Source organism: Kitasatospora sp. NPDC048715 (assembly GCF_043198905.1).
Taxonomy (GTDB): Bacteria; Actinomycetota; Actinomycetes; order Streptomycetales; family Streptomycetaceae; genus Kitasatospora; species Kitasatospora lactacystinica.
Map to the genome: position 1 here is coordinate 328,142 of NZ_JBICVH010000001.1, position 21,284 is coordinate 349,425.

18 protein-coding genes and 1 tRNA gene are annotated in these 21,284 nt (G+C 73.1%); 8 read left to right on the forward strand and 11 right to left on the reverse strand.

The window, feature by feature from the left end; all coding sequences use genetic code 11:
- Positions 1–4 precede the first annotated feature (4 nt).
- From ACGFSC_RS01550 to ACGFSC_RS01560, 3 genes are all read right to left on the reverse strand, one after another.
- Complete coding sequence (locus tag ACGFSC_RS01550; protein ID WP_359905672.1) at positions 5–670, reverse strand: hypothetical protein; 666 nt, start codon at positions 668–670, stop codon at positions 5–7.
- The gene (locus ACGFSC_RS01555; protein WP_359905675.1) at positions 667–2,523 is read right to left on the reverse strand and encodes a prolyl oligopeptidase family serine peptidase; all 1,857 of its coding nucleotides are present in this window, start codon (positions 2,521–2,523) and stop codon (positions 667–669) included. The genes ACGFSC_RS01550 and ACGFSC_RS01555 overlap by 4 nt, the downstream gene beginning before the upstream one ends.
- Before the next feature lie 436 nt (positions 2,524–2,959).
- Complete coding sequence (locus ACGFSC_RS01560) at positions 2,960–3,337, reverse strand: nuclear transport factor 2 family protein (RefSeq protein ID WP_359905678.1); 378 nt, start codon at positions 3,335–3,337, stop codon at positions 2,960–2,962.
- 212 nt (positions 3,338–3,549) lie between these two features.
- Between ACGFSC_RS01560 and ACGFSC_RS01565 the strand changes: the two genes are divergently transcribed.
- Positions 3,550–6,381 carry an AAA family ATPase gene (locus ACGFSC_RS01565; RefSeq protein ID WP_359905681.1) on the forward strand — a complete coding sequence of 944 codons (2,832 nt, stop codon included), beginning with the start codon at positions 3,550–3,552 and terminating at the stop codon, positions 6,379–6,381.
- A 58-nt stretch (positions 6,382–6,439) separates the two neighbouring features.
- Here the strand turns inward: ACGFSC_RS01565 and ACGFSC_RS01570 are convergent, their stop codons facing one another.
- From ACGFSC_RS01570 to ACGFSC_RS01590, 5 genes are all read right to left on the reverse strand, one after another.
- Positions 6,440–7,645, reverse strand: a complete 1,206-nt coding sequence (locus tag ACGFSC_RS01570; RefSeq protein ID WP_392862122.1) for a YDG/SRA domain-containing protein — start codon at positions 7,643–7,645, stop codon at positions 6,440–6,442.
- Between the two features lie 378 nt (positions 7,646–8,023).
- Positions 8,024–8,097, reverse strand: a tRNA-Pro gene (locus tag ACGFSC_RS01575).
- Positions 8,098–8,197: 100 nt separating this feature from the next.
- On the reverse strand, positions 8,198–9,142 hold the full coding sequence (locus tag ACGFSC_RS01580) for a metallophosphoesterase (RefSeq protein WP_359905684.1): 945 nt from the start codon (positions 9,140–9,142) through the stop codon (positions 8,198–8,200).
- Positions 9,142–9,873, reverse strand: a complete 732-nt coding sequence (locus ACGFSC_RS01585; RefSeq protein ID WP_359905687.1) for a CGNR zinc finger domain-containing protein — start codon at positions 9,871–9,873, stop codon at positions 9,142–9,144. Before ACGFSC_RS01585 ends, ACGFSC_RS01580 begins: the two co-directional genes overlap by 1 nt.
- Before the next feature lie 268 nt (positions 9,874–10,141).
- On the reverse strand, positions 10,142–11,434 hold the full coding sequence (locus tag ACGFSC_RS01590) for a helix-turn-helix domain-containing protein (RefSeq protein WP_359905690.1): 1,293 nt from the start codon (positions 11,432–11,434) through the stop codon (positions 10,142–10,144).
- Positions 11,435–12,179: 745 nt separating this feature from the next.
- Here ACGFSC_RS01590 and ACGFSC_RS01595 point away from each other — a divergent pair.
- Positions 12,180–12,632: a GatB/YqeY domain-containing protein gene (locus ACGFSC_RS01595; protein WP_359905693.1), complete on the forward strand. Its 453-nt coding sequence runs from the start codon at positions 12,180–12,182 to the stop codon at positions 12,630–12,632.
- Positions 12,633–12,874: 242 nt separating this feature from the next.
- Here the strand turns inward: ACGFSC_RS01595 and ACGFSC_RS01600 are convergent, their stop codons facing one another.
- Positions 12,875–15,157 (reverse strand): transglycosylase domain-containing protein, encoded by a 2,283-nt coding sequence (locus ACGFSC_RS01600; protein ID WP_359905696.1) that lies wholly within the window; start codon positions 15,155–15,157, stop codon positions 12,875–12,877.
- A 501-nt stretch (positions 15,158–15,658) separates the two neighbouring features.
- Here ACGFSC_RS01600 and ACGFSC_RS01605 point away from each other — a divergent pair.
- Positions 15,659–15,982 (forward strand): WhiB family transcriptional regulator, encoded by a 324-nt coding sequence (locus tag ACGFSC_RS01605; protein WP_030240986.1) that lies wholly within the window; start codon positions 15,659–15,661, stop codon positions 15,980–15,982.
- A gap of 47 nt (positions 15,983–16,029) precedes the next feature.
- Here ACGFSC_RS01605 and ACGFSC_RS01610 read toward each other — a convergent pair whose 3' ends face one another.
- Together ACGFSC_RS01610 and ACGFSC_RS01615 are read right to left on the reverse strand one after the other, a co-directional pair.
- Positions 16,030–17,202, reverse strand: a complete 1,173-nt coding sequence (locus tag ACGFSC_RS01610) for an ArsA family ATPase (protein ID WP_359905699.1) — start codon at positions 17,200–17,202, stop codon at positions 16,030–16,032.
- Positions 17,199–18,272, reverse strand: coding sequence for an ArsA-related P-loop ATPase (locus ACGFSC_RS01615; protein ID WP_359905701.1), 1,074 nt, complete (start codon positions 18,270–18,272; stop codon positions 17,199–17,201). Before ACGFSC_RS01615 ends, ACGFSC_RS01610 begins: the two co-directional genes overlap by 4 nt.
- A 244-nt stretch (positions 18,273–18,516) precedes the next feature.
- On the opposite strand from ACGFSC_RS01615, the gene ACGFSC_RS01620 reads away from it, so the two are divergent.
- The 5 genes from ACGFSC_RS01620 (at position 18,517) to ACGFSC_RS01640 (ending at position 21,229) form a co-directional block, all read left to right on the forward strand.
- A complete protein-coding gene (locus ACGFSC_RS01620) occupies positions 18,517–18,675 on the forward strand; it encodes a DUF4177 domain-containing protein (protein ID WP_094743074.1) in 159 nt (52 codons plus the stop codon).
- Positions 18,672–19,139, forward strand: a complete 468-nt coding sequence (locus tag ACGFSC_RS01625) for a RidA family protein (protein ID WP_359905704.1) — start codon at positions 18,672–18,674, stop codon at positions 19,137–19,139. The genes ACGFSC_RS01620 and ACGFSC_RS01625 overlap by 4 nt, the downstream gene beginning before the upstream one ends.
- A 115-nt stretch (positions 19,140–19,254) precedes the next feature.
- The gene (locus ACGFSC_RS01630; RefSeq protein WP_359905707.1) at positions 19,255–20,121 is read left to right on the forward strand and encodes an NUDIX hydrolase; all 867 of its coding nucleotides are present in this window, start codon (positions 19,255–19,257) and stop codon (positions 20,119–20,121) included.
- 104 nt (positions 20,122–20,225) lie between these two features.
- Entirely contained in the window at positions 20,226–20,399 is a 174-nt protein-coding gene (locus ACGFSC_RS01635; RefSeq protein ID WP_359905710.1) for a hypothetical protein, read from the forward strand.
- Positions 20,396–21,229, forward strand: a complete 834-nt coding sequence (locus tag ACGFSC_RS01640) for an MBL fold metallo-hydrolase (RefSeq protein WP_359905713.1) — start codon at positions 20,396–20,398, stop codon at positions 21,227–21,229. The genes ACGFSC_RS01635 and ACGFSC_RS01640 overlap by 4 nt, the downstream gene beginning before the upstream one ends.
- Positions 21,230–21,284 lie beyond the last annotated feature (55 nt).

Below are 21,284 nucleotides of genomic sequence, written 5' to 3' on the forward strand. Positions count from 1 at the left end.
GCTCTCAGCGCTTGGTCGGCGGGGCCGGTGCCGCTGTCGGCTTGACCGCCGGCGGGGGCGCTGTCGGTGTCGGCGCCGCCGGTGTCGGCGTCGGGAGCGGCTGCTGGGTCGGGGAGGACGAGCCGGTGGGCAGCGGCGTCGGGTCGCTGTGGCAGTGGCCGTTGCCGTTGCCGCTGCCGTTGTGGTCGTCGGAGTCGTAGTGGTCGATGTGGTGGTGCACGGTGCGACCGGTCTTCGACCCCTTGGAGCCCTTCGAGCCGGAGGAACCCGAGGAACCCGAGGAGCCGCCGGACCCCTTCGAACCCTTGGCGAGCTCGACGGTGCCGTCCGGGTCGGTCGACTCGTACGCCGCCGTCAGGACGGCCGTGCCCGCGACCCCGCCCGCGGTCCCCGTGCCCGGTGCGCTCGCCCTGGTCGCCGTGGCGAGCGGCGTGGCACCGGCGGGCGGTACGGCACCGGTCGGCGGGACGGCGCCGGAGGGCGGGACGGCACCGGTCGGCGGTGCGGTGGTGGTCGGCACGGCCGGCTTGGGCGCGACGACCGAGGAGCTCGGCACCGGCGGGCCGGTCGGAGGCGGGCAGGAGGCGACCTCCGGCCGCGACCCCGAGCAGCCGCTGAGCACCAGGGCCCCGGCCACCGCCACCCCCGCGAGCAGCAGCGGACGTCTCACGCCGCTCCTCCGTCTGCGTCGCTCCCGGCCGCGCCCAGGTGCCGCCGGACGAACTCGATCTCCAGCCGCAGCTGCTTGATCCGCTCCTCCACCACCAGCGAGCCGTGCCCGGCGTCGTAGCGGTACACCTCGTGCGGCTTGCCGAGCTGCTCCAGCCGCTCGACGTAGTTGTCGATCTGCCGGATCGGGCAGCGCGGGTCGTTGACCCCGGCGCTGATGTAGACCGGCACCCGCACCTGCTCGACGTAGGTCAGCGGCGAGGAGGCGGTGAACCGCTCCGGCACCTCCTGCGGGGTGCCGCCGAAGAGCGTGCGGTCCAGCGACTTGAGCGCCTCCATCTCGTCGGCGTACGCGGTGTGGTAGTCCGCGACCGGCACGGCGGCGACACCGAGGGCCCAGCTGTCGGGCTGGACGCCGAGGCCGAGCAGGGTCAGGTAGCCGCCCCAGCTGCCGCCGGTGAGCACCAGTCGGGCCGGGTCGGCGAGGCCGCTGTCGACGGCCCAGGCGCGGACCGCCGCGATGTCCTCCAGCTCGATCAGGCCGACCCGCTCGTGCAGCGCGTCCGTCCAGGCCTGGCCGTAGCCGGTCGAACCGCGGTAGTTGACCCGGACCACCGCGAAGCCGTGGTCCAGCCAGGCGGCCGGACCGGCGGCGAAGGAGTCGCTGTCGTGGTGGGTCGGGCCGCCGTGGATCTCGAACACGGTCGGGTACGGGCCCGGGGCGGCCGTCGACGGCCGCTGCACCAGGGCGTGCACCCGACCGCCGGGCCCGTCCACCCAGACGTCCTCGACCGGCACCGAACCGGGCGGCACCGCGCCGGGCGCCCGCAGCACGACCGTCCCGGCGGTGGAACGGACGGCGGAGGGCTCGGCGGCGGAGGACCACAGGTACTCGACGGTGCCGTCCGGACGGGCGGTGGCGCCGCCGACGGTGCCGCGCGGGGTGTCCAGGCGGGTCAGCCGGCCGTCGGCGAGCCCGTACGAGAACAGCTCGCTGCGCGCCTCGTACTCGTGCTCCACCAGCAGCTCACCGGCGCCGGGGCGCCACTGCGCGGAGACGTCGCCGGGCAGTTCGCGGCCCTGCTCGTCGCGCAGCGGGAGAGCGGTCTCGGCGCCCGTGGCGACGTCCCAGATCATCGGCTCCCAGCGGCCGGTGCGCTGGTGGGCGACCAGCAGCCGGGTGTCGCCCTCGACCGGCGCGAAGCCCAGGCAGGCGACGCCGCGCGGCTCGTCCCGGCCGGTGACCTCGTCCAGCTCGGCGACGGTCTCGACGCCGCCGTCCCCGGTGACGCGGACGACCCGGATCGCGGAGTGCATCGCGTCGCCGTGCTCGGTGTGGTCGATGGCGAGCAGGGTGCTGTCGTGACTGAGGTCGCCGATGCCGCCGTACTCCTCGTGCCGGTAGATCTCGACCGGCTCGGCGCTGCCGGGGCGGCGCAGGTGCAGGGTGGTGCCGTCCTCGTCGGTGGAGCGGCCGACGACCACGGTGCCGTCGCGGCCGAGCGCCAGGCCGGCCGAGTAGGAAGCGGCGAGGCCGGGCACGGCCTCCTCGTCGGGGCCGCCCGCGAACGGCTGGCGGCGCCAGACGCCGAACTCGTCACCGTCGTGGTCGTCGAACCACCAGACCCAGTCGCCGTCGGGGGACAGCTCGGCGTCGGTGGTGCCGTTCGGACGGTCGGTCACCCGGCGGTGGGCGCCGGTGGCGCGGTCCCAGGCGTAGACCTCGTAGGTGCCGGTCGCGTTGGACACGTACAACGCCCGGTCGGGGGCGTCCTCGGCCCAGTCGGGCAGGGACACCCGGGCCGCCCTGAACCGCTGCTCCCACGCCGGAACGGCGCTCTTCTCCTCGCTCATCCGACCATCCAACCCGATCGGGGGGAGGGAAGGGAACGGGCGGGTGGGCTTCGGCCACCCGCCCCGCGTGCCGGGATCCCGCCACGGCCGCTCCGGGGCGGGCGGGGACCGGCCCCCGGGCGGCGTTCCCAGCGGCAGGAACCGGACCAGGCCCACGGGCACCGGCCCCGGCGACGCCGGGGCGAGGACGCTGCGGCCTACGGCGGCGGTCGGCCGCCGGCGCCGCAGTGGACCAGGCCGATCAGCGCGATCCCGGGCGCCGGCCACCGGACACTGCCGTCCGCGGCGCCGTACGCGGCGAGGGCCAGTCCGGCGCCGAGGGGCAGTCCGGCGCCGAGGGGCAGTCCGGCGCCGAGGGGCGGGCGCGGTGGGGGCGGCCCGCCTCTCGGGCGGCGCGGCGGTCTGCGGCTCAGGTGCCCGGCACGCGGTTTGCGGCTCAGGCGCCCGGTACGCGGTCGAGGAAGCCGTACACCGCGCCGATCCGGCCGTCCGGGGTGGCCGCCAGCACGTCGAAGCCGATCACCACCGGCTCCGCGCCGGCCGGGCCCAGGTTCCAGGTGAAGCGGGCGATGTCGTGGTGGGCGTCGACCGGGCCGAGGGTGAACTCCAGCCCCGGGAACTGGGCCTGGGCGGCGCCGATCAGCGCGTCGACGGCGTCCCGGCCGGTGACGGCGGCCAGCGGGTCGGTGTAGCGGCCGTCCTCGGCCCACACCTCGTCGACCAGCTTGCGGCGGGCCGCCGGGTCGGTCTCGTTCCACACCGCGAGGTAGCGCTCGGCGAGCTGCTGGAGGGCGGCGGTGGTGATCTCGGTCATCGTCATCTCCCGTGTTCCGGTGGGTGGTTGGCCCGGTCGTTCCCGGTGCTCACCACGGTACGGACGGGCGGCGGGCGGCGAATCCGTCACGTATGGGCATGGGGTACGTAGCCTCCGCCGGGGTGTGCCGGGGTGTGCCGGTACCGGTGCCGGTAGTGGCGTCGCTGCCGGTGCCGACGGCGGTGCGGGCCCGGGTGGGTAGGGTCGGGGGCATGCTGTACGGGAGGGAAGGCGAACAGGCCGCCGTGGACGGCCTGTTGGACGCGGCGCGGGCCGGCCGCAGCGGGGTGCTGCTGTTCCGGGGCGAGGCCGGCATCGGCAAGACCGCGCTGCTGGACGACGCGGTGGCGCGGGCGGGGGAGTCGTTCCGGGTGATCCGGGCGGCCGGCGTCGAGTACGAGGCCGAGCTGCCGTACGCCGGGCTGAGCCTGCTGCTTGCACCCGGCCTGGACCGGCTGGACGCCCTGCCCGGGCCGCAGCGGCGCGCGCTGGAGGCGGCGTTCGGGCTCTCCGACGAGGGCCGGCCGGGCGGCCACGGGGCGGACGGCGCTCCGGTCGACGGCGTGCCGGTCGACGGCGGCTCGGCTGCCGGTGGCCCGGCCGCCGATGGCCCGACCGCCGGTGCAGGGCGCGCCGACCGGCTGCTCGTCGGACTCGCCACGCTCGGCCTGCTCGCCGAACTCGCCGCCGACCAGCCCCTGCTGTGCGTCATGGACGACGTGCAGTGGCTGGACCGGGCCTCACTGGACGCGCTGCTGCTGGCCGCCCGACGCCTCCAGGCCGAGGGGGTGGCCCTGCTGCTCGCCGCCCGCACCGGTGGTGCCCCCGGGGCCGACGGCGGCGCGGCGGAGCGCCCGCTGGGACTGCCCGAACGACAGGTGACCGCACTGTCCGAGGCCGACGCCACCCGGCTGCTGGCCCGGCGGGCCGGCCCCGGCCTGCCCGCCGCCGCGCGCGACCGGCTGCTCGCCGAGGCGGCCGGCAACCCGCTCGCGCTCACCGAACTCCCGGTCGCCGCGGGGCCGCACACGTCGGCGTCGGGCGGCCTGCCGCTCACCAGCCGGCTGCTGATCGCCTTCCACGGCCAGGTCACCGGCCTGCCCGCGGCCTCCCAGACGCTGCTGCTGGTCGCCGCCACCGAGGAGAGCGGGGCGCTGGACGTCGTCCTGCCCGCAGCGGCCGCCCTCGGCGTCACCGCCGAACACCTCGCTCCCGCCGAGGAGTCCGGCCTGGCGACGGTCACCGCCGACCGCCGGATCGCCTTCCGGCACCCCCTGCTGCGCTCCGCGATCCTCCAGCGCGCTCCGCACCACCAGAAGACGAGGGTCCATCAGGCCGTGGCGCGGGCCCTGCCGGACGGCGACCGCCGCACCTGGCACCTCGCGCTGGCCGCCACCGGTCCCGACGCGGGCCTCGCCGACGCGCTGGAGCGTGCCGCCGTCCGCGCCGAGCGCCGCGGCGGCCACGGCGGGGCCGCCGCGTACGAGCGCGCCGCCCGGCTCACCCCGGACCGCGACAGCGCCACCCGCCGGCTCGTCCTGGCCGCCGAAGCCGCCACCGAGGAGGGCGAGTTGGCTCGCGCGGAGGCGCTCGCCGACGAGGCCTCCGGCCGGACCGACAACGTCCTGGCGCACGCCCTGCTCGACCAGGTCCGGGCCACCGCGCACTTCTGGCGCGGCGCGCACCCGACCGCCCACCGGCTGCTGCTCGACGCCGCCGGCACCGACATCGACCCGATGTACGCCGCCCGGATGCTGCTCCAGGCCTTCCACGCCGCCTGGTACGCGGGGGAGGAGCCGGTGGTCGCCGTCCTGGACCGCCTGGCGGTCCTGCCGCTCGCCGCCGACGACCCCCTCGCCCCGCTCGCCCGCCACCTGCCCGCGGCCGTACTGCCCGCGCTCGGCCGGCCCGCCACGCCGCTCCGGCCCGTCCGGGAGGCCGTGGAGGCCGCCCGCCGGGCAGGGGCCGACAGCCCGGTCGACCTGGTCCAGCTGTGCGGCGCCACCCTGGTCCTCGGGCGCGACGAGGAGACCGTCGAACTTGCCGCCGAACTGATCGCAGAAGCCCGCGCCAAGGGCACCGTCGGAGTGATGCCCACCCTGCAGTTCTTCCTGGCCGAGGCCGAACTCTTCCACGGCCGGCACCGCGACGCCGAACTCACCGCCACCGAAGGCCTCGGCCTCGCCCGGGACACCGGCCAGCACCAGTGGGTCAGCCAACTCACCGCGCTGCTCGCCTGCCTGGCCGCGCTGGACGGCCGCGCCGACAGCTGCGCCGAACTCGCCGCGACCGCCCTCGCCACCACCGGCCCGCAGACCGCCGCCCCCGCGGCCGGCCTGGCCTGGGTCCAGTGGGCGCTCGCCCTGCTCGACCTCGGCCAGGGCCGCGCCGGCGACGCCGCCGACCGGCTGCACACCCTCACCACCGGCCCGCACCGGCACCACATCAGCGCCACCCGGGCCGTCCCCGACCTGGTCGAGGCCGCCGTCCGCCTCGGCACCCCCGAACGCGCCGCCGAACCCTACGAGCGCTTCGCCCGCTGGACGGCCGCCGCCGACCGCCCCTGGGCCGAGGCCCTCCGCCTGCGCTGCCAGGCCCTGCTCGGCCCCGACGAACTCGCCGAGACCGCCTACCGCGGCGCCCTCTCCCGGCACGCGACGGCCCACCGCCCCTTCGAACAGGCCCGCACCGCCCTCCTCTACGGCGAATGGCTGCGCCGCACCCGCCGCCGCACCGACGCCCGCCCCCACCTGCGCGCTGCCCTGGAGACCTTCGACCGCCTCGGCGCCCACCCCTGGGCCGCCCGCGCCCGCACCGAACTCTCCGCCACCGGCACCCCCGCCCCGGCCACCCCCACCGGCACCCCGCAGTCCCCCCTGACCCCCCAGGAACTCCAGATCGCCCGCCTCGCCGCCCAGGGCCTCACCAACCGCGACATCGCCGCCCAGCTCTTCCTCAGCCCCCGCACCGTCGCCCACCACCTCTACAAGGCCTACCCCAAGCTCAACATCACCTCCCGCACCGAACTGACCACCGTCCTCTGACAGCGGCCCCCCGAAACGCCGAGGGCCCTGCCGGAGAGTGCGGCAGGGCCCTCGCGCTTCAGTCCTTGGTGTCGTGCTTCCAACCTTCTGAATGGTGCTCGCGGTGATACGCCAGGTGAGTCCGGTCTATCCGATGGTTAGGTGCCTCCCGCAGCTTTCCGATCTCGGTACCCGTAGCGCGGTCAGTGATCGTCAGATCGTCTGCGATGGTCAACATGCCGAAGTCGAACAGGGTGTGGTGGTTGGGGCACAGGCACAGGACGTTCCCTGCAACATCGGGACCGTTGTGCGGCCTTCCAAGCGCGCGGACATGAGCGGCCTCCGCGTAAGCACCTGTGGGGGTAGCGAGCCGGATGCCGCACACCTGGCAAGTGAACCGGTGGGCGCGCTTGACGTGGTTCGCGACCTTGGTACTTCGGACGACCCGCTGAATCGTGACTTCCAAGCGGGTCGGGGCGTCCTGTCCGGCTGGTTCCTCAAACTGTGCTTCCTGACTACGTGACTCGTCGGTGGAGAGCTTCACTAGTCGGTAGCGCCACACAAGGAAGCCGGACTTACCGGTAGCGTGCCAAAATTCCACGACCCGAAAGAGCCCGTCATAGCGGTAGATCATGCTGCCCGAGCGCCCAGAGCCGTCTGGTTCTCCCCGGATGACCCGCACTGGAGCACCGGTAGTCATGCTGGTGACCAGGGCAGCGTTGCCACGAGTGAGGGGCTGGTCGAAGGTCTGTTTCCGTTCGTCCTTCTTGCGGCCGCCCTGCCCCGTGTAGACGATGACGTCACCGTGGTCTTCGTCGTCCTCGTAGCCGCCGGACAGGACGATGGATTCGGCTCCGAGACCTTTGGTGCCACAGATGCCCGCCTGATTCGGCCGGTGCACGAGTGCCTCGCTCAGCCCCTGCCGACTTGCGAAGACGTGACCGATCTTGATCCCTGGAACAGTCCCATAGACCTTACGACCGCGGCCAGGCCGCTTGATGTCCTTGAGCAGGGCGGTGGGCTTCTCCTCGTCGAAGAAATGGCTTACCAGTGCATCGACCACCCGCCCTCGCGCTACGGGGTCAGCTGCCATGAGTTCGTAGAAGTCGTGCTCCAACCCGCCCAGTGGGTCATGAGCATCGAGCCACTGCTTCAGCGCCGAGCCCCGGGCAGTTGGAACCTCGCTTTCGTAACCGTCCAGCTCCCACAGCCTCGACCGACTCAAGGCTACGAAGGGGTACTCCGGAGAGGGGTCTGAACCAGGACGCCCGTACTTCTTGAGCAACTGCTGGAGTCCGTCCTGTGCGACAGACCACGGGACCATCCTTGGCTCCTGCATCGCAGCCCGCTTGATTGCCCACAGCAAGGTGATGGGCTGGTGCCTGGCGGGCTGCCCGGAAGAGCGGTCAACGCGCAGTGCGGCAATCGAAGCGCAAAGATCATCTACATGACTTGTCTCTTGCATCGGGCCCCCGTAGAGCTGCTGGGTGATCTCTGTAGCCCGAAACGCACACCCGCCGGCCGCGGTTCCACCGGCTAAGGACAGGTCAGTCGCGGCCCAGGGCCCAGGAACTTCTCTCGGGACTCTCCCGAGCCCCCCCCGGAAAGCCAGTCAGGGCCGGTCTCCCTTGCGGGAGACCGGCCCTGAGCTGGTCTTACTGGGTCGGGGTGGCGGGATTTGAACCCACGGCCTCTTCGTCCCGAACGAAGCGCGCTACCAAGCTGCGCCACACCCCGGTCTTGCGGTTTGTCGCTCCGTCTCCTTCGCGACGAGTAGAACTCTACCGGACGCTCGCCGAGACACGAAATCCGGTTTCGGGCGGGCGTCCGGCGGGGGTCAGCGGGGGGCCGGGACGAGGGTGAGGAGGGTGACCTCGGGCGGGCAGGCGAAGCGGACGGGGGTGTAGCGGTTGGTGCCGCAGCCGGCCGAGACGTGGAGGTGGGAGCGGTGGCCGCCGGCGGTGTGGGTGGAGAGGCCCTTGACCCGGCGGGTGTCGATGTCGCAGTTGGTGACCAGGGCGCCGTAGAAGGGGATGCAGAGCTGGCCGCCGTGGGTGTGGCCGGCCAGGATCAGCGGGTAGCGGTCGGCGGTGAAGGCGTCGAGGACGCGCAGGTAGGGCGCGTGGACGACGGCGAGGGAGAGGTCGGCGTCGGCGGAGGGGCCGCCGGCGACGTCGCTGTAGCGGTCGCGGCGGATGTGGGGGTCGTCGAGGCCGGTGAACTCCAGGTCGAGCCCGTTCACGGTGAGCCGGCCGCGGGTGTTGGTGAGGTCGAGCCAGCCGGCCCCGTCGAAGCCGTCGCGGAGCTTCTCCCACGGGTTGTGGACGGCTCCGGTGATGCCGCGGCGGGCGGTGCCGTCGGGGTTGTTCATGCCGTGGGCGCCGCTGCGCATGGCCTGGAGGTAGCGTGCCGGGTTCTTGCGGGCCGGGCCGTAGTAGTCGTTGGAGCCGAAGACGTAGACGCCGGGGAACTCCATGAGGGGCCCGAGCGCGTCGAGGGTGGCCGGGACGCCGAGCGGGTCGGAGAGGTTGTCGCCGGTGTTGACCACCAGGTCGGGGCGCAGGCCGGCCAGGCTCTTCAGCCAGCGCTGCTTCTTGCCCTGCCCGCTCACCATGTGGATGTCGGACACCTGGAGGACCCGGATCGGGCGGGCGCCGCGCGGGAGGACGGGGACCTCGATCCGGCGGAGGCGGAAGGCCCGGACCTCGTACCCGACGGAGTAGGCGAGGCAGGCGGTGCCGGCGGCGGCGATGCCGAGGGGAACGGAGTACAGCGGTCGCATCAGCCCATGCTCTCAGACGGTGGATCAGCGGGCGCACGCCCGGAGTCGGCGGGGAGGGCGGCGGCCGGGGGCGTCTCCTCGGTCTCCCGGCGGGCGCGCAGGGAGCGGACCTTGTGGCGGTTGCCGCAGCGTTCCATCGAGCACCAGCGCCGGCGGCCGGGGCGCGAGGTGTCGACGAAGATCAGTCGGCAGTCGTGGGCGCCGCATTCCCGGATCCGGTCCGCGTACGGGCCGGTGAGCAGGGCGATGGCGTCCCGGGCGAGGGTGGAGGTCAGCTGGGCTCCGTCGGCGGGTGGCGGGGCGGCCGCGGTGCCGTCCGGGGCGATCCGGGGGACCAGTGGCGGGTGCTCGGCGGCCCGGTTGAGGACGGCGTAGTCCTCGGGTTCGCCGGGGCGGCCGTGGGCGCGGGCGGCGGCCAGGTGCCACAGGGCGTCGCGGAGGGTGCGGGTGGCGGTGAGCTCGGTGGGGGAGATCCGTACGGCGTCGGCGGGCAGCCGCAGCCGGGACGGCGGGAGCCAGGCGGCGAGGTCGGCGGGCCGGTGCAGCACCTCGTACCGGGCGTACGGGCCGGGTCCGCCGGTGGTGAGCAGTTCCAGGCAGAGGGCGCCGGGGTCGAAGTGGAAGCGGCTGCCCCCGGGGGTGGTGAGGACCAGCCCGGGCGGGGTGCGCCGTACGGCCGGGTCGGCAGGGCCGGTCGCGTTCCGGGGGACCGGGTCGTCTCCGTCGGTCATGCGCCCCAGGATAGGTGTAACCGGGAAGACGGGTTACGAAGAGGGGTTACGAAGACGGGTTACGAAGAGGGGTTACGAAGACGGGTTGCGAAGACGGGTTACGGGGCCGGAGGGGGAAGGAAGGGGGAAGGAAGAGGGGTGGGCCGCTGCGGGGCGGAAGGGCTGACCCTTGCTCAGGAGGCCCCTCCCCGGAGGCGTGGAGCACCCCGTCGCCCGGCACCCCCGTCGTCCGGAGCGGCACTCCGGGCGACGGGGGCGCGGGCCGGCCTCAGGCCGGAATGGCGTTGACGTACTCGCGCATCATCCGGGGGACCCGGTACGCGTACTGGTGGCCGCGATTCACCTGGACAACGGAGAAGTCGACCAGTTCGGCCAGGACGTCGAGGTTGCGGGAGGGCTCCCGGCCGGCCGGGCCGCCGCCGTCGACGGGCTCCTGCCGGATGTCGTCGATGGAGAACTCCTCGGGGAACCGGGAGAGCCGTCTGAGTGCCCGGCGCTGCCGTTCGTCGAGCAGTCCGTACGCCCAGGCGAGGCTGCGGTGCAGCGAGCGGTGGTGGGAGAGCCCGCCGACCTCCTCCTGGCCGAGGATCGGCAGCACCCGGCACTCGTCCACCAGGACGTGCAGGGGCACCGAGCGCATCCGCACGGCGGCGTTCTCGATCGCGAGCGCCAGGCCGCCGAGGCGTCGGCAGAGCTCGACGACCTGCGGCATCTGGTCGCCGAGGTCGAGCGTCGGGGCGACCGAGTGCACCCGGTGGCAGAACAGCTCGGCGGCCGGCGGGCAGCCGTAGGGGCCGTCCGGGTGGTCGACCGACAGCGGTGAGACCTCCCACAGGTCGGCGGGGACCCCGGCGGGCGCCCGCAGCGAGGTGATCATGATGTGGAGTGCCGGGTGCCGCGCCAGCAGTGTCCTGACCTGCCGGGCCACCGTGTCGATGACGTGCTCGGCGTTGTCGACGACCAGCAGCAGCTGCAGCTCGGGGCCGGTCCGCGGGTCGCGGCCGAAGCCCCGGAGGAGGGTGTCGAGCGCGCGCTGGGCCTGGGCCGAGGCGGCCGCCGGGTCGACGGCCTCGGGGGTGACCGAGCCGAGTTCCAGGACCACGACGCCGTCCCGGAAGCGGTCCAGCAGGTGGGCGGCCGAGTCCAGCGCCAGCCGGGTCTTGCCGACCCCGGCGGGTCCGGTGAGCACCAGCGGACGGCCCGGTCGCAGGGCGGTCACGACGTGCAGCAGGTCGGCCCGTCGGCCGACGGTGATGTCCGTCTTGGGTCGCAGTCCCCGCCACCGCGCGTTGTCCGGGAGCTCGGCGACGCGGGCCGGGAATCCGGGTTCCGGCCGGGTGGGCGGCAGCCCGGCCGGGGCGCCCGCGTGAACGACCTGGGAGAGCAGGGTGTCGTCCCGGTTGGTCGCCGCGGCGAACAGCGCGCCCACCAGGAGTTCCACGGAACTGCGGCGCGGATTCTTGATGGCTCCGGTTTCCAGGTTGCGAATGGTGCGGACGCTGACAGTGGAGTGTTCGGCTAATTGCTCCTGGCTCCAGCCGACCATCTTCCGTTGGGTCACCAACATCGATCGAAGCTGATTGTTGTCCATTCCCCCGCGCTTCCTGCTGTTGTGAGCAGAATAAAAGTCAGAACTCGATGCGATCGCTTTTACGGCGCCCATCGCTCCGAAAAGCGATCACTGTCGCCGGGCGGTCGGGCAGCCGGGCGGAGCGCGGGCGTGCGCGCTCGTTCCGGCAGGGGGCGCAAGGGACCCGGGTCGCCAGGTGTCAGGGCCGCCAGGTGCCTGGGCGGCAGTGTGCCAGTGCCGTGGAATAATGAATCGGGGACGTGATGACGGGTTGTCGCAGTTGTTCGTGGCGGTCTTCGGCGATGATTCGACGGTGATTCGAGGTGAGGTGATCGCCGCCATCGGCTGCTCAAGCGACGCGCGAACGAGTGTACTACGCGGACTATTTTCGGCGAAGCGGTCACAGCGTTCGATTTGCCCCTCCGGGACCGGCAACTTCGCTCCGGATCCGGCAATTTTCGGCTTTGCGGCCGATATTGTGCAAGCATTATCGGCCACCGTGGCCGAATCCCGTCGCTTGTTCCCGGAGCCGGGCATCGATTGTTCATGGAATCGACCGCCGCCCGTTCCCGGGTCGGATCGGCGCCGTCCGGCGGGCTGTCGGGCGCCCTCGGCCGGGGTTGTCGGGGATGCCGGCCGGGGTTCTCGGGGGATACTCGTTCAACTGCGGAAACCCCGGTGGACGCCCGGGGAAACCCGGTTGAGCCCACCCACAGCCGAAGGATAAGAAGAGGAAATGACAACGCTCAAGGAGCAGCTGCACGAGAACCTCACGGCTGCCATCAAGGACCGGGACGAGCTGCGCGCGTCCACCATCCGGCTCACGCTGGCGGCCGTCACCAGCGAGGAGGTGGCGGGCAAGCAGAAGCGCGAGCTGTCCGACGCCGATGTGCTGAAGGTGATCGGCCGCGAGGCGAAGAAGCGCCGGGAGGCGGCCGAGGCCTTCGACACGGCGGGCCGGACGGAGCAGGCGGCCCGGGAGCGGGCCGAGGGTGAGGTGCTGGCGACCTACCTGCCCAAGCAGCTCTCCGACGAGGAACTGGCCGCGATCGTGGCGGCCGCCGTGGCCGAGAGCGGTGCGAGCGGCCCGCAGGGGATGGGCGCCGTCATGAAGCTGGTGAAGCCCAAGGTCGACGGCCTGGCCGAGGGCGGCCGGGTCGCCGCGGCCGTGAAGGCCGCCCTGGCCTGAGCCGGGTGCCGGACGCCCCCGTGGGCGCCGGTCCGCCGGTCCGCTGGTCAGCCGGCCCGCTGGTCCGCCGGTCCCGACCCGTCGCCCAGGTGACGCCCCCAGGTGACGCGCCGCCCCGGTGACGCCCCGCCTCGGTCATGCGCCGCCCGGCGATGCGCCGCCCCGGCAACACGCCGAAGGGGCGCCCTCCGCACTGGAGGGCGCCCCTTCACCGTGTCGGCCGTTTCGCGGCCCGGGACGGGTCAGCCGTTCCCGTTGCCGCCGCCGTGCCGGCCGCCGTTCCCGTTCCCGTTGCCGGGGAAGGGCGGGAAGGTGAACCCGCCGGGGAAGCCGCCGGGCAGTCCGCCGGGGAGCCCGCCGGGCTGCCCGCCGGGCTGGCCGGGGTTGCCGCCCTGCTGCGGCGGCGGGGGGTTGCCGCCGGGCTGCGGAGCGTTCGGGTCGGTGGCCGGTGCGGTGGCGCCCGCCGGGGGAGTGGCCGGCTGCGGGTCCGGGATGTTGGCGGTCTGGATCGGCTCCAGCGGCGTTCCCTTGAGCGCCTGGTTCATCGCCATCGCCCAGATCGGGCCGGGGCCGTCGGCGCCGAACACCTCGGGGTAGTACTTGCCGCCGATGGTGATGTTCTTCATCTTGACGCCGCCGGCCGGGCCGCCGAGCCAGACCGCGGCGGCCAGCGACGGGGTGTAGCCGCTGAACCAGGCGGCCTTCTTCTCGTCGGTGGTACCGGTCTTGCCAGCGATCTTGCGGCCGTCGTCCATGGTCAGGGCGGCCGCGGTGCCCTTCTCGGTCACGTTGAGCAGGACGGCGTTCAGCGAGTCCGCGGTCTGCTCGGAGAAGGCCTGGCTGCACTGGGACTGCGGGACCGGGATGTCCTTGCCGTCCACCGTGGTGATCTTGTTGATCGCGATCGGGGTGCAGTACTTGCCGCGGGCGGCGAAGGTCGCGTAGACGTTCGCCATGGTCAGCGGGGAGAGCTCCAGGGTGCCGAGGACCATCGAGGGCACCTCCTGGAAGGCGTCGCCCTTGGCGGACTGGGTGATGCCCAGCTTGTTCGCCATCTGCTTCATCGCGCAGAGGCCGACCTGCTGCTCCATCTGCACGAAGTAGGTGTTGACCGAGCGGGCCATGGCCTCCTTCAGCTGGTACGGCCCGACCTCGCTGTCCTGCTCGTTCTTCACCGTCTCCTTGGGCTTGACGGTGTTCTTCCAGGTGCCCGAGCAGGTGGACATCTGCGGGTACTCGATCTTGTTCTCGGACGGGAACGCCTGGGTGTTCGACATGCCCGACTCCAGCGCGGCCGCGGCCAGGATCGGCTTGAAGGTCGAACCGGTCTGGAAGCCGTTGCCGCCGCCCATCGCGGCGTCCACGTTGAGGTTGACGACGGTCTGGTTCTTGTTCGGGTCCAGGCCGTACGGGCGGGTCTGGGCCATCGCCAGGATCTTGCCGCTGCCCGGCTCCATCATGGTCGCGGCGGCCGACACCGTGTCGGTCACGTTGACCTTCTTGGTGACGGCGTTCTGCGCGGCGGCCTGCTTGTCCGGGTCCAGCGTGGTGTAGATGTTCAGGCCGCCGGTGTTCCACACCTTCTTGCGCTCGTCGGCGTTCTTGCCGAAGGCCGGGTCCTGCTTGACCACGTGGCGGACGTAGTCGCAGAAGAAGCCCATGCCGGCCTGGGCGGTGATGCAGCCGTTCTGCGGGTCCTTGTACTTCAGACCCAGCGGGGCGGCCTTCGCCTCCTTCGCCTGGTCGGCGGTGATGTGCTTGTTCTCCAGCATCTTGTCGATCACGACGTTGCGGCGCTTGACCGTGTTCTCGGGGTAGCGCACCGGGTCGTAGGACGACGGGTTCTGCACCATGCCGGCCAGGGTGGCGGCCTCGGCGACGGTCAGGTCCTTGTTGCTCTTGCTGAAGTAGCGCTGGGAGGCGGCCTCGACCCCGTAGGCCTGGTGGCCGTAGAAGGTGATGTTGAGGTAGTTGGTGAGGATCTGGTCCTTGGACAGGTCCTCCTCCAGCTTGATGGCGACCTTGAGCTCCTGGATCTTGCGGCCCAGGGTCTTGCGCTGGGCCTCCAGGACGGCCGCCTGGTCGTCGCCGGCCTTCTCCACGTTGACGTTCTTCACGTACTGCTGGGTCAGGGTGGAGGCGCCCTGGGAGGCGGTACCGCTCTCCGCGTTCTTGCTGACCGCGCGGAGGATGCCCTTGAGGTCGACGGCGCCGTGCTCGTAGAAGCGGGCGTCCTCGATGTCCACCTGGGCGTGGCGCATGAAGGGCGACATCTGATCGGCGGTCAGGACCGTGCGGTCGCGCTCGTAGACCTTGGCGATCAGCCCGCCCTTGGCGTCGAAGATCTGGGTGGCCTGGGTGAGCGGCGGGGTCTTGAAGTCGTCCGGGATGTTGTCGAAGCTCTCCGCCGTGTCCTTGGCGGTCAGCCCGATGGCGCCGACGGCGGGCAGGGCGAGACCGGCCAGCAGGACTCCGGAGAGCACGCTGACGCCCAGGAACTTCACGCCGTTGCCGGCGTGCTCCAACGGTGATCCGCCGGTCCTGCCGCGCGGAGCTCCGGTGTTGCCTGGGGGCTGGGGTGCCTGTGGGCGCTTCGGTGCCATGGGGAGAACCCTACGTCGCGGATTCCCGCACACAGCGGCAGGCGTTCGCCTAGGCTTGTCACAAGCTTGCGACAGCTTCGGTGCGTCAACATCGCTCACTCTTGTGGGCGAGGAGACTTGCCCGAAATGCCCTGTGATGTCCGGGTTTTGAGGCAGCTGTGGCCTGCTGTACCCGTGTGTTCAGTCACGCTCCGTGGTGACTCCTGTGGCGAGAGTGCGGGCTCCGCTTTTGGCAAGGCGTGCGACCTGCGATCACTCCAACGAGTGAGCTGATCGATACCCATAGTCCAATCGGGTCATTCGAGATTGAGCCCGAAGGGGCTGTTGCAAGCTGTCGTTCTTCCGTAACGTCCTCAACTGGCAACGGTGAATATGCCGTTGCCGCCGTGGGGGAGCCTCGAAACGGGAGAGGACGGCGCCGGCATGGGCTGGGTTGACGACTGGAGTGCGCAGGCCGCCTGCCGCACGAGTGATCCGGACGAACTGTTCGTCCAGGGGGCGGCGCAGAACCGCGCGAAGGCGGTGTGCAGCGGCTGCCCCGTCCGGACGGAGTGCCTCGCGGACGCCCTGGACAACCGGGTGGAGTTCGGGGTGTGGGGCGGGATGACGGAGCGCGAGCGCCGTGCGCTGCTGCGCCGCCGCCCGACCGTCATCTCGTGGCGGAGGCTGCTGGAGACGGCACGCACCGAGTACGAGGAGTCCCTCGCGACCGGAGTGATACTGACGGACTACGCCCAGGCGGGCTGAGCCCGGCCGCACCGCGCGGTCCGGGCCGGTCGGCCCTCGGGCACGGGCTACACCGCGCCGTTGAGCCGGTCCCCGATGGCCCGGAGCCCGTCCAGGTCGTGCACGTCGCCCGGCAGCGCCGGCACCTCCACGATCGGCACGTCCGGGTACACCGAGACGAAGCGGTCGCGGGTGCGGCGTTCGCGCCCCATGATCTGCATCCGCTCGGCGTGCAGTCGCAGCAGCCCGGCCGCGAGCAGTTCCGCAGCGGGCGAGGCGTGCTCCGATCCGTTCTCCTCCAGGGCCTCGGCGGCCGCCAGCGCCCGCTCCGCGGTGAGCTGCGGTGCCCCCGTGTCGTGCACCCGGTTGAGCACCAGCCCGGCCAGCGGCATCCGGTCCGCGGCCAGCCGGTCCACGAAGTACGCCGCCTCGCGCAGCGCGTCCCGCTCCGGCGCGGCCACCACCAGGAACGCCGTGCCCGGCGCCTTGAGCAGCTGGTACGTGCGGTCCGCGCGCTCCCGGAAGCCGCCGAACATCGAGTCCATCGCGCTGACGAAGGTCTGCACGTCGGTCAGCAGCTGAGCACCGAAGATCTTGCCCAGGGTGCCGGTGAGCAGTCCCATCCCGACGTTCAGGAAGCGCATCGCGCTGCGCCCGCCGACCTTGGCCGGGGCGGTGAGGATCCGGATCACCCGGCCGTCCAGGAAGGACCCGAGCCGGTTGGGCGCGTCCAGGAAGTCGAGCGCCGAGCGGGACGGCGGGGTGTCCACGACGATCAGGTCCCACTCCTCGGCGGCGCGCAGCTGCCCGAGCTTCTCCATCGCCATGTACTCCTGCGTGCCCGCGAAGCCGGCCGACAGGGACTGGTAGAAGGGGTTCTCCATGATCGCCTTGGCCCGCTCGGGCTCGGCGTGGGCCAGCACGACCTCGTCGAAGGTCCGCTTCATGTCCAGCATCATGGCCTGGAGCTCGCCGTCGCCGGTGACCCCCTTGACCACCCGGGGGGTGTTGTCGAGCTCGGTCAGGCCCATCGACTGGGCGAGCCGGCGGGCCGGGTCGATGGTCAGCACCACGACCTTGCGGCCGCGCTCGGCCGCCCGCAGGCCGAGCGCCGCGGCGGTGGTGGTCTTGCCGACGCCGCCGGAACCGCAGCAGACGATGATCCTGGTCTTCGGGTCGTCGATCAGCTCGTCCACCGCGAGTCGCCGCCCGGTGCTCCGCACCCCGCTGTTCGAGGTCATGCCGCCCCCTGCCGCTTCAGTTCGCCCGCCAGCCGGTACAGCCCGCCGAGGTCCACGCCCTCGCCCAGCAGCGGCAGTTCGTACGTCGGGAGCCGCAGCTGCTGGATGTCGGCGCGCTGCGCGCGCTCCAGCTCGACCCGCTCGGCGTGCTCCCTGGCCTGCGCCAGCAGGGGGTCGATCAGCGGCTCCACCGCCGCCCGGACCTTCTCCGCGGCGCGCGTGCGGCCGCCGAGCCCGGCCTCGCCGAGCGCCACGGCGACCTCCTCGCGGTGGTCCCCGTCCACCGCGGCCACCGCCGCCGCGTCCAGCACCGGCGGCCGGACCATGTTGACCATCACCCCGCCCACCGGGAGCTTCGCCTCGCGCAGCTCCCCGATGCCGTCGACCGTCTCCTGCACCGGCATCTCCTCCAGCAGGGTGACCAGGTGCACCGCGGTTTCCGGCGACTTCAGCACCCGCATCACGGCCTGCGCCTGGGTGTGTATCGGGCCGATCCGGGCCAGTCCGGCGACCTCCGCGTTGACGTTCAGGAACCTGGTCAGCCGCCCGGTCGGCGGGGCGTCCATGACCACCGCGTCGTAGCGCCGCCGGCCGTCCGGGTCCTTGCGCCTGGTCGCCTCGCAGGCCTTGCCGGTGAGCAGGACGTCCCGCACACCGGGCGCGATGGTGGTGGCGAAGTCGACGAAGCCGACCTTCTGGAGCGCCTTCCCGGCCCGGCCGAGCTTGTAGAACATCTCCAGGTACTCCAGCAGCGCCAGCTCGGTGTCGATCGCCAGCGCGAAGACCTCGCCGGGCCCGCCCCCACCGGCGGCCAGCCCCAGCTGGGCGCGGGAGACCGAGGCGATCCGGCGCTCCTCGTACGGCAGTGCGGCGATCCCGAACAGCTCGGCGATGCCCTGCCGGCCCTCGACCTCGATCAGCAGCACCCGTCCGCCGTCGGCGGCGAGCGCCAGGGCCAGCGCCGCGGCCAGCGTGGTCTTCCCGGTGCCGCCCTTGCCGCTGACCACGTGCAGCCGGACGCCCTCCCAGTCGGGGTCGCGCCGGGCCGCCTGGCCGGGGGTGCGTGCCACGCTCCGTCTCCGTCCGTCTCCGTCCTACGGGCGTCCCCTCCTGACGAGGGTGCCCCTCACCAGGGTCCCCTCCCGACGGGGGTGCCCTTCACCAGGGTGCCCTCTCGCGAGGGTAACCAGGGAGCGCACCGGATGCCCGGAGCACCTGGGCCGTCAGGCCGGATCATGCCCTCTTTGTGCCCCACCTCACACGCCTCGCGGCCGTCGGAGCGGATCACCGCGACGGCTCGTCTAGAGTCTGGCCATGACCAAGTGGGAATACATGACGGCGCCCCTGCTGGTGCACGCCACCAAGCAGATCCTGGACAACTTCGGCGAGGACGGCTGGGAGCTCGTCCAGGTCGTGCCCGGCCCGAACCCGGAGCAGCTGGTGGCCTACTTCAAGCGGGAGAAGAACGCATGAGCAAGGTCGAGGAGAAGCTCGCCGAGCTGGGTCTGACCCTGCCTCCGGTGGCCGCCCCGGTCGCCGCCTACGTGCCGGCCGTGCACTCCGGCGACCTCGTGTTCACCTCCGGCCAGCTCCCGGTCGTCGGCGGCAAGCTGCCGACCACCGGCAAGGTCGGTGCCGAGGTCTCCCCGGAGGAGGCCAAGGACCTCGCGCAGATCTGCGGGCTGAACGCCCTGGCCGCCGTGAAGTCCGTGATCGGCGACCTCGACCGGATCGAGCGGGTCGTCAAGGTCGTCGGCTTCGTCGCCGCCGCCCCCGACTTCATCGGTGTCCCGGCCGTCGTCAACGGCGCCAGCGAGCTGCTCGGCAAGGTGCTGGGCGACGCGGGCGTGCACGCCCGCAGCGCCGTCGGCGTCGCGGTGCTGCCGCTGGACGCCCCGGTCGAGGTCGAGCTCGTGGTGCGCCTCAAGACCGTCTGAACGTGATCGCGGGGGCGGGGCCGGGCCTGTCCGGCCCCGCCCCCGTGTGGCCGGAGTGTGTCCGATCGATCGGTGAGCCTGGCGGGAATCGCCGGGCACGCCCTAGCATCCGGGCATGGACCATCGAGCGACGACGCTCCCGATGCCGCCCGGCTGGCCCGCCCGGATCCGGGCGGTCGCATCCGGCGCGGTGACCCCGCCGGTGCCCAGGCCCGCCGCCACCGTCGTGCTGCTGCGCGACGCCGCCGGGGGGCCGGAGGCCTACCTGCTGCGCAGGCGCACCTCGATGGCTTTCGCGGCCGGGATGTACGCCTACCCCGGCGGCGGGGTGGACCCGCGGGACGCCGAGGTCGAGCCGGGCTGGGCCGGGCCGACGCCCGGGGAATGGGCGCGACGGCTCGGGGTGGACGCCCGGACGGCGCGGGCGGTGGTCTGCGCGGCCGTCCGGGAGACCTTCGAGGAGGCCGGCGTGCTGCTGGCCGGCCCGGACGCCGACAGCGTCGCCGCGCCGCGCGACTGGTCCGCCGAGCGGGCCGCGCTGGAGGCGCACGAGCTGTCCTTCGCCGAGTTCCTCCGCGACCACGGCCTGGTGCTGCGCAGCGACCTGCTGGGCGGCTGGGCCCGCTGGATCACCCCCGAGTTCGAGGAACGGCGCTACGACACCTGGTTCTTCGTCGCCGCGCTGCCGGCCGGCCAGCGCGCGGCCCTGGAGGTCGGCGAGGCCGACCGGGTCGCCTGGCTGACCCCCGCCGAGGCGGTGCGCGGCCACCGGGAGGGCCGGTTCGGCATGCTGCCGCCGACCGTGACGGTGCTGCGCGAGCTGTCCTCGGCCCGGACCGCGGCCGAGGCACTGGCCGCGGCCGCCGACCGCCCGCTGACGCCGGTCCTGGGCCGGGCCGAGATCCGCGGCGACCGCCTGACGGTCCGCTGGCCCGGGTACCAGGAACTGACCATCGACGGGGAGTTCCCCGAGGGCTCCTGACCGTTCCACCGGTGGGGCCTCCCGGGCCCCCGTACCGGCTGCGGGTCGTACACCCCGCAGGACGCGACCATCCCGTACCGACGCAGAGAGAGGACCGACGCCCGATGACCCACAACGACGTGGCTCGCCGGACGGCGCCCGAGATGCCCGCCCGCCGTCTGACTCCCCGTGACCCCGCCTGCGTGAGCCAGGTCCCGTTCGTCGAGGTGGCGCAGCGCGCCCTCGTCCGGGCACTGCCGCTGCGGGCCCTGCACCGAGACGGCGGAGGCGGCCGGTGAGCGGACTCCTTCCGGGCGACCCCGCCGCCGCCGTCGGCGGCGAGGCCACCCCTCGGGCGCTGTGCGTGCTGGCACCGAACCCGTCGCCGATGACGCTGGACGGCACCAACACCTGGCTGCTCTCCGAGCCCGGCTCGGACCTCGCGGTGGTGATCGACCCGGGCCCGCTGCACGAGGGCCACCTGCGCCGGGTGGTCGACCTCGCGCGGGAGCGGGGCAAGCGGATCGCGCTGACCCTGCTCACCCACGGCCACGCCGACCACTCCGAGGGCGCGGCCCGCTTCGCCGAGCTGACCGGCTCCGAGGTGCGGGCCCTGGACCCGGCGCACCGGCTGGGCTCGGAAGGCCTGGTGGGCGGCCAGCGCCTGGACGTCGGCGGTCTCGACCTGCGGGTGGTGGCCACCCCGGGGCACACCTCGGACTCGCTGACCTTCCACCTGCCGGACGACGGCGCGGTGCTCACCGGCGACACCGTGCTCGGCCGCGGCACCACGATGGTCGCGCACCCCGACGGCCGGCTGGGCGACTACCTGGACTCGCTGCGCCGGCTGCACACCATGGCCTCCCAGCACGGCGTGCGCACGGTGCTGCCCGGCCACGGCCCGGTGCTCGGGGACGCGCTGGGCGCCGTCGACTTCTACCTGGCCCACCGGGCCGCCCGGCTCGCCCAGGTGGAGACCGCGGTCGAGGCGGGCTGCCGGACCGCGCCCGAGGTGGTGGCCCGGGTCTACTCCGACGTGGACCGGGCGCTGTGGCCGGCGGCCGAGCTGTCGGTGCGGGCCCAGCTGGAATACCTGGAGGACCACGGGCTGATCCCGGGCGCCGAGTGATCCCCTGAACGCTGGAACGCGGGGGTGAACGCGGAGGGGCCCGTCCGGATCGGAC